At 67.7% G+C, this 12,528-nt stretch carries 8 protein-coding genes; 2 read left to right on the top strand and 6 right to left on the bottom strand.

Annotation, left to right across the window (positions count from 1 at the left end; translation table 11 throughout):
* Positions 1–1,248: hypothetical protein (locus tag ABZU99_RS34040; protein WP_356050293.1), on the top strand; the 1,248-nt coding region annotated here is incomplete at its 5' end.
* Between the two features lie 353 nt (positions 1,249–1,601).
* Here the strand turns inward: ABZU99_RS34040 and ABZU99_RS34035 are convergent.
* From ABZU99_RS34035 to ABZU99_RS34020, 4 genes are all read right to left on the bottom strand, one after another.
* Positions 1,602–3,080 carry a hypothetical protein gene (locus tag ABZU99_RS34035; RefSeq protein ID WP_356050292.1) on the bottom strand — a complete coding sequence of 493 codons (1,479 nt, stop codon included), beginning with the start codon at positions 3,078–3,080 and terminating at the stop codon, positions 1,602–1,604.
* Positions 3,081–3,157: 77 nt separating this feature from the next.
* Entirely contained in the window at positions 3,158–4,201 is a 1,044-nt protein-coding gene (locus ABZU99_RS34030; protein ID WP_356050291.1) for a YaaC family protein, read from the bottom strand.
* 92 nt (positions 4,202–4,293) lie between these two features.
* A complete protein-coding gene (locus tag ABZU99_RS34025; protein ID WP_356050290.1) occupies positions 4,294–5,064 on the bottom strand; it encodes a hypothetical protein in 771 nt (256 codons plus the stop codon).
* Positions 5,065–5,547: 483 nt separating this feature from the next.
* Positions 5,548–6,927 (bottom strand): hypothetical protein, encoded by a 1,380-nt coding sequence (locus tag ABZU99_RS34020; protein WP_356050289.1) that lies wholly within the window; start codon positions 6,925–6,927, stop codon positions 5,548–5,550.
* Between the two features lie 850 nt (positions 6,928–7,777).
* Between ABZU99_RS34020 and ABZU99_RS34015 the strand changes: the two genes are divergently transcribed.
* Positions 7,778–9,436, top strand: coding sequence for a PucR family transcriptional regulator (locus ABZU99_RS34015; RefSeq protein WP_356050288.1), 1,659 nt, complete (start codon positions 7,778–7,780; stop codon positions 9,434–9,436).
* Positions 9,437–9,950: 514 nt separating this feature from the next.
* On the opposite strand, the gene ABZU99_RS34010 is transcribed toward ABZU99_RS34015, so the two are convergent.
* Positions 9,951–11,132 carry a glycoside hydrolase family 64 protein gene (locus tag ABZU99_RS34010; protein ID WP_356050287.1) on the bottom strand — a complete coding sequence of 394 codons (1,182 nt, stop codon included), beginning with the start codon at positions 11,130–11,132 and terminating at the stop codon, positions 9,951–9,953.
* A 127-nt stretch (positions 11,133–11,259) separates the two neighbouring features.
* A complete protein-coding gene (locus tag ABZU99_RS34005) occupies positions 11,260–12,387 on the bottom strand; it encodes a glycosyltransferase family 4 protein (protein ID WP_355954770.1) in 1,128 nt (375 codons plus the stop codon).
* Between the last annotated feature and the right edge of the window lie 141 nt (positions 12,388–12,528).

Here is a 12,528-nt window from a genome sequence, read left to right as displayed (position 1 = left end):
GCCACCAGGCGACAGCCCGACACAGCCACTACCAACGACGATCCGCCGACGAACCTGCTGGATAGATCACGAAACCGCACTGGAGTACTAGCCGCGCTCGCCGAATCCTTGCGGCCGTCCGACCTGCGGAAGATGAGCACCGCTTGCCGTTCCGCCTGGGAAGCCGCGTTCACTGACGCCACCAAGTCAAAGTCGCCACTGGGCAGCTGGCGCTTCCATGAACGCCGCACCCGGATCGTCACGCCTGAATTCCTGCAGCGCGAATACACCGAAGGCGGGAAAAGCCTTGCCACCCTTGCCAGAGAAGCAGGCGTGCCCATCGCGCACGTGGTCCGCCATGCCAAGAACCTCGGCGTCGTCGTTCACCGAGGAGGGGTCCGCCCGCCGGTATTCAACGACGACTGGCTCCGCGAGCAGTACCTCACACACAAACGGACCGGCCGTGATATTGCTGAGGAAGTTGGCACCCACCGCGAGGCCGTCGGCCGTCGGCTCGAACAACTCGGTGTTCAGCGCAGGCCATCAGGCCGCAGTATTCCCGCTCTCATGACGAAGCTCGACACGTCAATCCCACCCGATATTCGAGCAGTAGCGGAAGAGACTCTGCATGGCTGGCGTCGCCTACGCCGCTTCCAGATCAGCATATATTTTCCGACGCTCGCAAGCAGCGCCAACTACCTCGACCTCCGGCCGGGAACGCTCACCATGCAGCTCGACCAACTGGAGTGCGCTGTTGGAGCGGAACTATTCCGCCGCTCGGTCCGACACGCACCACAAAGCCCCACCAGACGAGGAGTCCGGCTCCTGCATGATCTCGACCGCGATGACGTCCGGAAACTCATGCACGACGCGCTCGGATCGAGAATCGAGGAGATCCCCGATCAAGACGCCATCAGTGCCGCAATCGCCGCAGCCGACGGTGAGCGCGGCGCGCTGACCGATCTTCATGCCCCCTCCCAGCACACCGACCAGCTCCACATCCCTCCTCCGCTGCTGCCGCTTCTGAGGCATCTCTTCGCTCGAAGCGATCAGGAAACCTGCCTGGCTCAGATCCACTCAGCCACCGGCATGTCGACGACCACGGTCTTCAAGCAACTCAAACGTCTCGAAGCAGCCGGCTGGCTCAACGGACGACGCGAAACCACGGCCGAACGCCCCAGGGGCGGCCGAGGCCGCACCTACTACTCGCTGACGCCTCTCGCACAGCGCCTCCAACCGTCGCTCACGCAGTTCACGGAGACCAAATGAGCAGGACAGCCCGGAGGAAAAGGACACGATCGTGGAACAGCACCGTGGACATAGCACTGGGATCTACAGCGGAACGCCCAGGTCACATCATCGCCAGTGGCCAACGGCGGCCTCATGGCCAATAGGACACGGGGATGGAAATAATGCTCCGCGGACGAGTAGTTCCCCTCTTTGTGTGAAGGACTTCCCCGGTCGGCGTCTCCACTGCTGACCGCTGTCCAGAAGAGCCGCTCCTGGACAGCGACTCTCCGCCATCGGCATGCGCTGGACGCAGTCCGCCACATTCGGGGAGGAGGAGCGCGGGGAGTGCAGAGACTGCCGTTGCAGCGGACCGCACTTCCTCCTCCCCCGCACTACTGATCTACATCGGCCTGGCCCTCACGATCCGCGTGTCGCTTCCACGGGTAGCTGTCCCAACCCGCATCCAAGATCGTATTACGTCCAAGGTTCCTGCCGACAAGAGCAGTGGTGAGGGAATACGTCGACGTCAAAGGGTCTTCATGGCGTTCACGGAAGAGCTGGCTTACCGACATGTCCCTCAGCGTTACAAGGTGCTCCAGTTCTGTGGCACTGCAGACGGTCACGGGTATGTTCGTGTGCGGCTGCATCTCCTTCTGGAAGGGAGCGTTGGCGGTGTGAAAGGGCTCCATGGTCACGACGAGACCGTGCACGGGTCGGTCTGCTGGGATGTGTCTGAAGCTCGGATTCCTGTCGGTGATCAATGCTGCTGTAGTTTCCAGCTGCTTATAGGCGTGCTTGATCTGGCGCAGCGCTGCGCTGGTACGATCCAGCACGCCAAGACGTAGCTGTTGGGCAGGGCGCGTGGACTTCACTTCTACAAGCAGGACCAGGTCGTCGAAGACGACGATCCAGTCGACGCTGCGTCGCTCGTCCCGGTAGATGATCTCGGCGTAGACCTCAGCATCGGCAAGTTGGCCAAGCTGGCGTCCTACGTACTGCTCGAAGAGGTCCCCGAGTTCTCTGGCGAAGTCGTCTCCGAAATGGGCGATGCCCATGTAGTACAGACCGAGAGGGCTGCCCTTGGGAATGATCAGGTGGGATGAGGGGGCAAGGTAGCCCGCGCCGAAGCCGGACAAGAAGGGGCGACCTCGCAAAGGGTTGTACTCAAAGCGGCGCAGGTGGGCGTCCCGACTCAATCGGCCCTTTTCGTTTTCGGCCTTAAATGTGTCCAGGTCGACAACGAAGTGACGCTCAGCTACGTCTCGTATGGTGCGCGCGGGAATGATGGAGCAGATCTGCTCCATCTGAGGCTGGCTCAGCCACTTGGGAACGAAGCGCCCTTCGTTCCGCAGGGCGGCTACTTGAAGAAGCTGGGTGATGCCGACGTAGTCGGACAGGGAGCAGCCGAGAAGTTGTTCGGTCCATCCGTCCACGAGGCAGGTGGGGGTGTGGGCCGGCGTCGTCTGGCCGAACAGGGCGGCTGTGCGAGCGAGATCGTTGAAGCCAGACTCCTGGTAGGTGAACTGTTCGCCCGAGGTACGAAGCAGCCAGCTGGCGACAGATTCTGCGCTGCCGTTTTGACGGATCATGGGATCGGTCAACGCCGCATACGCGGCGAGCATAGCCATCAGATCGTTCTCGGTGCAGTTGCCGTCCCCGCGGTACTCGTTCCCGTAGGCGAGGCTGGTGCGCGCGACATCGGCGAGAGCCCACGGCGTGTATTTGCGGTACGGGCTGTTCCACCACGTGTCGCTCTGCCAGCGAGCTGAGGCAGCGGCGATGACAGGCAGAAGGACGCTGGGACGCTGCTGTCTGACCCGCTGTACGTACTCGTGATCCGTGACCAGCCGGTCGTAGAGGAATGCCGCCATGGATCAAGCGTGGCTGGCTGAGTGGAGCGCTGTCGATGGAATTTTGCTCCTCCTTGTGGATTGTCGAGGAAAGTCAATCACCTGCTCACCTCGGTGATGGCGTCCGCGATCAGAACCGGCAAGTGGTTGATCGCGCGTTCCAGAAGCCGCTCGATCGGGACGGCATGCTGGCTGTTGTCGACGTTGATGAGCGCGCCCCAGGTCGCGGGTTGGTACCGGGAGAGCATGGAGAGCGCGTACAGGACCGCCCACCAGGCCATCAGCGGGTGCATCTCCCTATTCATCGGCGGGAGCACGGGCAGGAAGTACCGGTCTCCGGTGTAACTGCGGGTCATGGCCCTCAGGTGGGCCAATCGTTCGGCTCCGGTTGCATTTCCGTCGAATCCTGTCCCCAGAGGCATCTGCCAGTTGATCGTGAGTTCGCCTCTGTCCCGGTTGTAGGTGCCGTAGTCCGGAGGCGCCTCCGAGCCGAGGCTGAGAGCGCGGCTGGTCACGTAGCTGTCGTGCTGGGCGACGGCCGGATACGAGGTCAGGAAGTCGATTAGCGCCTCGCGGGTGCCGGCATCGACGACCCGGGCGGGGATATTGCACACGGGGACGCTCAGGAGAGAGTGCTCGTGCGTGCCGATGCCGCCCTCGTCCACGTGCAGCGGGATGAGCCGGTCCCTGGTGGTAAGCGGGTAGCGGATGTTGGGGGGCAGTAGGTCCCACACGTCTTCCAGGCGCACCGGTTGCTTCTCCCATACCGGTGAGTCGAGGGCTTCGCTGACCCTCACGAAACTGCCTTGGGTGCCAGGCGGGTCGGTGCGGATCTGGATATCAGGGAAGAGCAGGTGGAACCCGGTAGTCTTGATCCCGTGAGAGGTGAGGTTCCAGTCCTCGCCCTTGAGGGTCCAGGCGGCGGCCGCGATGGCGCGTCCGGCCTGACTGAGGCCGTAGAAGACCTGCATGGGACGCGTCGCAGTTCCTACTGCGGCGGCGGCCTGGAACGTCTGCTCCGACTGTTCGAGAGCAGCCGCGTAGGTCTTTTGGCGGGAGCCGGTGTCGGCCCTGCCCGGTGGACTCCAGCGGCTGGCCCTCAGCCGCTCCCATGCCTGAGCGGCGTCGAGATCGATGTGCATGACCCGGGACGCTACCCGCTGCCAAGTTGACATGCGATGGACGCGGATTGCGATCCAGGCCTGAGTGGGCATCTCTTGCGCGAGTGGGCCGCTCAGGCGGATATGAGGACGATGCACTTCTGCTCGTACAGCTTCATTATGACTTCTTGCCATCGTTCACGACGGGGGCGGGACCAGCACAAAGCCCATGTTGGGGCGTCGGCCGTCCGGATCACTGCGGCAAGAGAGTCGAGGATCGTCAATACGCGCGGAACACCGAGGGGAACCTTGCCCCCAACGTGCGCTCGATCAATCTCGTCTTGGCCGCGCTCGGTGTCTTGGTCCCGGAACCGCGTCAGCGCTTCCTCACTGCGCAATACGCCGTTCTGGTGGGTCAGCAGGTGCCGCAGCTCCCTGGCCCATGACACCTCGGCGGTCTCGACTTCAGTTCCGAGTACCTTGTGTGAGGTGACCAGCGTCTTCCATCCCGGCGACTCGAACTTCGGTGGGGTGGCCAGTTTGATGGTGTGCTGCTTTCCGTCGAGGATGAGGGCCGAGCCAAGGGCTTCCTGTAGGGCCTTCTCCAGGTACACCTCGAACGCGGTGACCGCGTTCTTGACGACCGATGCTTCGGTAATCCAGGCGTAGGAGTGAGGCCAGAGTCCGTCGACGGCGTCCTCAAAGATGTCAAGGTGCTCGTCTCCGTAGTGCCGGTCTGGGTCGAAGCGTGCGGCGAAGGACTCCTCGGCTTCGTTCCAGGTCTGCTGATAGGCCTTGTCCGACCACTGGGTGGATAGCCGAAGGAAGGCGCGGTTCTCCCGATCGTTCCACTTCCAGTCATCGAACGCCCGGCTGACTGTGCCGCTGTCCTCGTTCCAGGTCATGGATCGAGAGTAGAGAGCCAACCTCCACCGTCCCAGGGGATTTCCGCAGCAGGTGCGACTCCCCCGGACAGACGAACTGGTCGCGGACGACCTGGCGACGTGCCCGGATGGTTGGTACTTCGACGCGGCCGAGCACGCCGGTGCCAGCGCAGTATCCGCCCGCCACGGCATCGGCCGATCCCGCCGTGCCGGTACGCATTCAGGATGCCCTCGCCGTGCGCAGGCCCGGCTTCGACCGGGTGAGGGTCATGGACCCCCCATCGGACTGGCTGGCAGGGTACCGTCACGGCCATCAGCCGCTGGATGAGGCCGCCCGGATCGACTCCACCTTGTTCGCCTTGCCGACGACATGGCCGCGACGTGTTGGGTGGAAGTCCTCACGCTCGAAGCGGCCGGTCCCTGATCGACAACGACTCCCAGCGACCCGGTAGCTCAGGTCGGCAGGGCCTCAGTTTGTCGCCCATAGCGTGCCGCGGCGACCACTCACGCGTGCGGTGGTTTCAGAAGTGCGCGGAAAAAGGTGGTGAGCACGGTCCGAGCGCGGTCTCGGTCTCGCAGTTCGTCATGGCCGAAGCGGAAGACTTCGTATCCCTGAAGCTTCAGGTCTCGATCACCAGCCATGGTCGCGGCGTACTTCGCGCTGTCGGGTTCGGCCCCACCGTCTCGGGTGTAGTGCTGTATGCCATCGACTTCCAGCACCACGCGGCGGTTGCCCTGTAGCAGCATGAGGAAGTCCATACGCAGGTTCTGTAGGGCACGCGCGCCGCGTTGGCGGACAGTCTTGGGGTCCCAGTGCACCCATATCTCTGGCAGCAGAGCGGGTACGTCGCCCAGGTTGTCCTTGTAGATGTTGTGGTAGAGCCAGAACAGGTTGTTCTGCCCCGGGGACTCGCGAGGCAGGGACGCTTGCATGCGACCGTACAGGGACAAGTTGGCTTCTGCAGGGTCGGTGATGTTGCGGGTGTCCTGCCACCAGGTCAGCAGGTCGCGCCAGAGCAGCCCGTCCTTGCCTACAGCGTGGTCGTAGACCAGGACCTGGTCAGCGCGTTCGGCGACCTCGATGTCATTGTCGAGGGCGCTGGTGAAGCGGATATCTGGCTTTCCCAGGGTGGCAAAGATGAGGTTGCGCGGCCCGCGGGTGGTCCCTCGCCCAAGCTGGACGAGGTGGAACAGGGGGTAGCCGTCAGCCTCCCCTTCCTGCCGGAGCTGCGCGCCAATGGGCCGCAGATGATGGTTGGCCAGCTCTACGAAGCCACGTTGTGCCTGCTCGTCGGGTAGAACAGCAGGGGCAGCAAGCCCCTCAAGGAAGCGTCCGAAGCGAGGGTGAGGGGCTTCGAAAGCTCCGAGTTGCTCGAACAGGTACTCGGTCGACCAGTCATCCCGAAATCTGACCACATGGCGTTGGATGTCATCGTGCAAGGTGCCGAGGTGGGGACCCCAAACGTTGGATTCGTCCTCGCCCAAGTCCCACAGCTGGCCGAGCAGAGCCAGAAACCGGTCCGGATACATCAGGTGATCAGTAAGGTCGAACTCCTTGGCCAGCTCGCGCCTCGTACGGCCGGGAATCTCTACGTGGTGGCGTCCGAGCCACACGACATCCTGGAGGTCATTGCGTTCGGGCGCGATGAGCGCCTCATTGTCGAGGATGGCCTCCGCAACCTGTACCAGGCGGTTATCCGGGCAGTCCCGCAGACTCGCGGTCAGGCGCTCATGCTTGGTGGGACCGTCGTTGGGAGCAGGCGGCGGGAGACGCAGACGCTCGCACAGCTCCGGCAAATCCTGGTGACGGTAGCGCTGATACAGCGTGACGAGCACGCCCTCGATCAGGCTACGCAACCGCGGTAGGTCCATCTGCTCAGCCATTCTATGATGATGAGCCAGGCCAGGGCGTGAATTTCAGATGCTCCACCCCTGGCAGCTCTGTGCGCTGAACCTGGTCGTCGGCGTGGAAGGCATCACAGTAAGACGTAGTCCTTGCCCGAGCCGTTAACGGCCATCGGGTGGGAGGCACCGGTGCGGCCCGCGCCACGGGCCGGGTTGCCCATCTCGGCCTTCAGGCCCGCTCCCTTCCCATCCCCTGTCGCGCGCGGCTAACCGCCGGGTGCCGGCCGCACCCGGCCGCAGAAGGCATCCGGCGCACGGACCCGATGATCTCCTCCTCCACGGACATCCACAGAAGTTCAATAAGAGAAAAGAGGGTTGTGACCCCTCAAACAGGAGCCTCCTATGCCGCACCAGTCATGGATCTGCGCCAGACCTCTGCACATGCTCTCGACAGACGGGGACAGCCCTGAGGAAATGGACACGATCATGGAACAGAACCGTGGACAGCCTGATGGGACGCACATCTGAACCTGCAGGTCACGGGCGCGGGCGGTGGCCATGCGCGAAGGGAACCTACACTCCCCCTCCTGCTGTAGGTTTCCAGATCCCGTGGCCACTTTCCATCGCGATGGCCACCGCGTGGCCAATAGGACACGGGGATGGGAATCCGCAGCTGAAGGGCCGCCTCCCGAGCCCGGGGCGGCGCAGCGCAGGGGCCGAGGAAGTGGACACAGCAGCGGGACGAGGTCCTGTGGACACCTGGTGGGCCGGCTACGGAAGTCGCTGGTCAGAGCGATGCCAGTGGACAGCCCGACGCGGAACCCACACCTGCGCCCGGTATGACCTGACCTGGGGAGATACGGCCTCAGCCGGGGTAACGTTCCGGTCCATGGAACCCCAAGGACCCCAAGGGACGATCACCGTGGCGCGGGCCCTCGCCCTTCCCGCGCTGCGGCGCGGGCTCCCCGAGGTCGTGTCCGGGGAGGAGCTGCTGGACCGCCCGGTGCGCTGGGTGCACGCGGGCGAGGCGCCCAACATCGCCGCGCTGCTCAAGGGCGGCGAGCTGCTGCTGACCACCGGACTCGGAGTCGGGCCGCGCGCCGCCGAGCAGCGGGCCTTCGTCCGCCGGCTCGCCGAGGCGGGCATCGCGGCGCTGGTGGTCGAGCTGGGGGCCCGGTTCCGGGCGCTGCCGGGGCCGGTGATCGACACGGCGCGCTCCTGCGGGCTGCCACTGGTGCAGCTGCACCGGGAAGTGCCGTTCGTAGCGGTCACCGAGGAGATCCACACCGAGATCGTCAATGAGCACTACGCGCTGCTGCGGCAGGCCGATGTGGTGCACCGGCAGGCCACCGAGGTACTGCTGCGCGGCGGCGGGGTGCCGGAGATCCTGGGGCACTTCGCCGCCTTCGCGGCCAATCCCGTCTTTCTGGAGACCCCCGACGGGCAGCTGCTCTACGCGGCGGGGCCGGGCGGGGCGGCCCGGCCGGGCACCGCCGATCCGCTCCAGGTGTGGGAGGGGCTGCGCGCGCGGCGGGCGGCCGAGCGCCATCCGCCGCCCGCGGGCAGCGTGATGGCGGACATCCCGGGCGGCGGGCACGGGCCGGGTGCGGTACGGGCACGGCTGACCGTCCTGCCGGTGGCCGCGCCGCTCGCCGCGGTGCACCGCATCGCCGCCGAGCGGACGGCGGATCTGCTGGCGGTCGTACTGCTGCGGGCGCGCCAGGAGGAAGAGTTGGCGGCGCGCGGACGTGGTGACTTCCTCACCGATCTCTCGGAGGGCCGGATCGAGCCCTCCGACGCGCCCGCCCAGGCCCGGGTGCTGGGCTTCCGGCCGGGCGGCGAAGGTCCGCTGCTGCCGGTGGTGATGCGGCTCGCGGACGATCTGCCCGTGCTCGGCGGCGGCGCCGAGAGCTGGGCGGCGCTGGCCCACGCCCTGCAGGAGGAGCTGACGGCGGTCGGGGTGCCGGTGCTGCTGGGCGTGCGGCTCCCGGAGGGCCGGGTGCCGCTGCTGGCCTCGCTGCGCGGCGCGGCTGAGCGCGCGGCGGTCGCCGAACGGATCGCGGCGGCGCTGCGGTCCGGGGTGGAACGGGCCTGGCCGGACCGGTCCGGGGCCCGGCCGCCGGTGGTGATCGCCGGGCTGGCGGCCGGCTGGAACGCGGTCGGCGGTGAGCTGCGCCATGCGGCCGAGGCGGCGAACGCGGCGCGGGGCCTGCCCGAGCGGGATTGGTACGACGTACGGAGTCTGGATGTCGACCTGTTGCTGTGGCGACTGCGTGCCCACGGGGACCTGGCCGCTTTTGTCGACAGGGTGATCGGCCCGCTGCTCGCCCACGACCGCACGGCCCGGCCGCCACTGGTGCCGACCCTGGAGGCGTATCTGCGGCACGCGGGCCGCAAGGCGGAGACGGCCCGCGCGCTGCACCTCAACCGCCAGACGCTGTACGACCGGCTGGCCCGTATCGCCCGGCTGCTCGGCAGCGACCTGGAGGACCCCCGGACGGTGCTCGCCCTGGGCCTGGCCCTCCAGGCCCGCCGCCATGTGCGCTGACGTGCTTCGCCGCAGGCCGGCCGCCGTATGCGGCCGGCTTCCCGTCGGACCCGCCACGCGGCGACGCGGTTTCCGCGCGCTGACGCGGCGGCGGTCCGACCTGGCCCGCGTCCCCGCCGGGCCCCCGGCTGCCGCTGCCGACTGCCGGTGCCGGCTCCCGGTGCCGACTGCCGGCTGGGCGGCGCCTACCGCGAGTCTCGTCTCCGGCGGACGGCAGCGACCTGGAGGACCCCCGGACGGTGCTCGCCCTGGGCCTGGCCCTCCAGGCCCGCCGCCATGTGCGCTGACGTGCTTCGCCGCAGGCCGGCCGCCGTATGCGGCCGGCTTCCCGTCGGACCCGCCACGCGGCGACGCGGTTTCCGCGCGCTGACGCGGCGGCGGTCCGACCTGGCCCGCGTCCCCGCCGGGCCCCCGGCTGCCGCTGCCGGTGGCGGCTGCCGGCTGGGCTGCTGCCGGCTGGGCGGCGCCTGCCGCGAGCCTCGTCTCCGGCGGACGCCGCCGCTGAAGGCGGGGGTCAGAACGGGGTCAGGGTGAGCGTGATGGCCTTCGGGTCGGTGTCCTGGATGTAGGACGCGAAGTCGGCCACGTCGTCGAAGGCGAAGCCGTACGCCTTGCCGTCGACGGTCGCCGCGTGCAGGGCCTTGGCGTAGTGGTTGGTGACCTGCTCGCCGTAGAAGGCGCCCGGCTTGGAGGTGGGCTGGGCGGCGGAGTTGTGCAGGGTGGTGCGGTTGAAGCCGGCGCCGAGGATGGCCGCGACCGGGCCCGTCGTCCCGTCGTTGGGGGCGGCCAGAGCTCCGTCGCAGAACAACACGTCCTTGGTGGACGGCTTGTCGAAGGAGACCGAGGCGGGGCCGGTGAAGGAGAACTTCCCACCGCTCACCCGGCCGGTGAAGGTGCCCGCGTTGGTGGTGACCTTGAGGTCCTCCGATCCGTAGACGTCCCAGACCTGGTCGATGTACGACGCGAAGTAGTCCTGTGCGAACAGCCCCGCGCCCATGCCGTGCCCCGGCGCGATGACCCGCAGATTGTCGCCGATGATCAGCCGCTTGAAGGCGTCGACCCCGGCGAGGTCGGAGAAGATCCTGGCGCGTCCGCCGTCCTTGAGGGTGCCGGTCGTCTGGTCCTTGGCACCGGTGAGCCGGATGGCCAGCGGCACGCTGAACATGTCCACCATGGTGGTGTTGCAGAACATTCCGGAGGAGTTGAAGGTGAACTCCGCGCAGTCGTGCATGATCTGGAAGTTGGGGTCGCCGGACACCCAGCCCGCCGGGTACTGCAGGGCGGCGTTGCCCGCACCGTCGGCGACCGCCTTGAACTTGAGCTTCGAGCCGAGCGCGACATAGATCCGGCCGGACATCCGGGGCAGTGTCAGCTTGGTGTCGCCGCTTCCGGACAGCGGAATCGCGTAGTCGGTCACGCCGTCCGAGCCGTTGTCGGAGAGGGCGATGGGGGCGAGCTTCCCGTCGGGGGTGACGCGGACCTGGCGGCCGCCCTCATTGCCGACGATGTAGACCCATATCGACGAATTGGCGAACTGACCGGTCTTGTTGACAATCGTGAGCGGCATGGTGCTGCCGGCGGCGCGCGGCGCGGCGCTCTCGGCTCCGCTGGCGCGACTGCCCGCGAAGGCGAGGCCGGTACCCGCGGCAGCGGCGGAGGCCGCGATTCCGCCCAGCAGTTTGCGGCGACTGATCATGATGGTGGTGCTCCTCGGCGTAGTGGGGGTTGCCGGGACATGACATGGGGCTGACGAGGCGCCACGATTGAGAGCGCTCTCTCACCCCTGTGTCAGCACCCTGCCGATCAACGACCGGCCCGTCAAGTCATTCACACATAAACGTCTGGACCAACTCGTCGTATACGCTGAGGACATGGGCGACCGTGTCGTCCTCCGTCGGCCAACCGGCCGTCCGCGCCCGCCCGGAGGCGGCCAGCTCCACCCGGCGCACCGGGTCGGCGAGCAGCCGGACCACGGCATCGGCCAGCGCCTCGGGGTCGCCGTACGGCACGAGTTCGGCCGCGTCCCCCACCAGTTCGGGCACCCCGCCCACCGCCGTCGCGACCAGCGGCACCCCCGCGTGCAGCGCCTCCTGGGCCAGCACCGACCGCGCCTCCCACCGGCTGGACAGCACCGCGACATCGGCGGCCGAGAGCAGCCCCGGCACATCGTCCCGGCGCCCCAACAGCCGTACCGGCAGCCCCTCCGCGTCGATCCGGTACTGCAAATGCGCCCGGTCCGGCCCCTCCCCCGCCACCACCAGCAGCGGCTGCGGAGCCAGTGAGCGCCAGCGGCGCGCGGCGTCCAGCAGCGCACCGCACCCCGCCATCGCCTCCAGACGGCCCACCGCGAGCAGCAACGGCCGCTCCACCACGCCCAGTTCGGCCCGTGCCTTCTGGCGTCGCCCGTCGCACGTCTGCGGCGGGCGGCGCGGCGCGGGCACCGCGACCGGCGCGAGCCGCGCATCGCGCGCGCCCCGCGCACGGGCCCGCTCCACCAGATCCGAGGACGCCCCCAGCACGATCGCCGCGGTCCGCGCCACCCGCCGCTCCATCATCCGCACCAGGCGCGCCCGCGGCCCCTCGGCGTCCACCCGGGTGTGCCAGGTGACGATCAGCGGGATACGGCGGCCGCGCAGCGCCGTCGCGGCCAGCAGCCCGGAACGCAGCCCGTGCGCGTGCACCAGCCCCGCGCCGACGGCGGCCATCCGCAGCGAGGCGGCGCTTCCGGCGTCGGTGAGGGCGTCCAGCGCGGCAAACCGTGCCCCCGCCTGCGTAAAGCCGTACCCGTGCTCGGCGCGCCAGGGTCCGCAGACGGTCACCCGCAGCCCGCGCGCCACCAACCCGGCCGACAGCGACCGCACATGCACCCCGCTGCCCGAACTCCCGCCGCCCAGCACCTGGACGGCGTGCAGCGACGGCTGCCCGTGCGGCGGGACCGGGGTGCTGCTCACGGTACTGCTCACGCGGGCGGAGCTCCTGAGGCGGTGTCGGCTGAGGGGAGGCGGTGCGGGTGCGTCGCGCTCAAGAATGCCAGCACTCGCGGTGTCCTCGCCGCAACGCCCCATGTGACGTCTGCCCCGGGCTCGCCCGTA

Source organism: Streptomyces sp. NPDC005266 (assembly GCF_040607655.1).
Classification (GTDB): domain Bacteria; phylum Actinomycetota; class Actinomycetes; order Streptomycetales; family Streptomycetaceae; genus Streptomyces.
The sequence above is the reverse complement of the archived record's forward strand: the minus strand, read 5'-3'. Positions and strand labels throughout refer to the sequence as shown.